Origin of the sequence: Lutibacter holmesii, from assembly GCF_042679665.1 — a bacterium.
In the GTDB taxonomy this organism is placed as follows: Bacteria; Bacteroidota; Bacteroidia; order Flavobacteriales; family Flavobacteriaceae; genus Lutibacter; species Lutibacter holmesii.
On sequence record NZ_JBHTMV010000012.1, the window covers coordinates 1 to 1,382 of the forward strand.

General features: G+C 36.5%; 1 protein-coding gene. It reads left to right on the top strand.

Annotation, left to right across the window (positions count from 1 at the left end; all coding sequences use genetic code 11):
* On the top strand, positions 1-1,382 hold a 1,382-nt coding region (locus ACFQ5N_RS14065; protein WP_386810414.1), incomplete at both ends, for a hypothetical protein.

Genomic DNA, 1,382 nt, shown 5'->3' on the forward strand with positions numbered 1-1,382 from the left:
GATACAGAAAGTTGTGGACCAATAGAGAGCGGAGTAGTAGAAGTAACTGAGCCAACAGCGATTAGCATATCAAGTGCAGCAGTAGCAGGAGCTATTAGTTGTAATGGTTTAACAGATGGTACTGTTACAGTTTCTGGAACTGGAGGGTCTGGAAGTTTGGTATATAATTTATTAAGATCAGATACTTACTTAGGAGTATTTAGTAATGCAACAGCTACTGATGGTGATACAGATGGTAGTTATTCTGGATTAACTAAAGGGTTTTATAAAGTATCCATCTCAAATGCAAATAATTGTGGACCAGTTGAAAGTAATATAGTTGAAGTATTAGAGCCGTCCATTCCTACAGTAAACAATGTAACAAGTGATTCTAAAGAAGAAGGAGTAAGTTTGGTGCATACAGTTACTTTAGATAGTGCATCAAGTTGTGATAATATCATTACATTTAGTTTGGTTGACGATAGTACAGATTCGGCAACAGATTATTCATCAGCTACGTTTAGTGATCTTGTAGTTAATAATGGAAATGGTACAATTACTGTTCCAGCTAATGTTACAAGTTTTACAATTACAACTGCAACGACTAATGATAGTTTAGATGAAAACGATGAAGTTTACGATTTAAGTGTTGGAGGAGTAACAGCAACAGGAACGATTGAAGATAATGATACTGCTTCTGTAGCTTCAGTATCAAGTGCATCAGAAACAGAAGGTACTTCTTTGGTACATACCGTTGCAATGAGTGTTGCATCTGCAAGTGCTGAAACATATGCGTTTAGTTTGGTTGACGATAGTACAGATTCAACAACAGACTATTCATCAGCTACTTTTAGTAATGGAGTTACATTAAATGGAGCAGGAGATGAAATTACGGTTCCAGCAGGTGTTACAAGTTTTACAATAACAACTGCAACGACTAATGATAGTTTAGATGAAAACGATGAAGTTTACGATTTAAGTGTTGGAGGAGTAACAGCAACCGGAACAATTGAGGATAATGATACTGCTTCTGTAGCTTCAGTATCAAGTGAATCTGAAACAGAAGGAACTTCTTTAATACATTCAGTTGTAATGAGCGTTGCATCAGAAAGCTCAGAAACATATGCGTTTAGTTTGGTTGATGACACTACGGATTTTGCAGACTATTCAGCAGCTACTTTTAGTAATGGCGTTACATTAAATACTACAGGAGATGTAATTACAGTTCCAGCAGGTGTTACAAGTTTTACAATAACATCCGCAACTACAGATGATGATATTGATGAAGATAATGAGGTTTATGATTTAAGTGTTGGAGGAGTAGATGCAACAGGAACCATCTTAGATGATGATGCTGCCCCAATTGTAACTATTGACAATGGTTCAGCAACAGAAGGATCAGC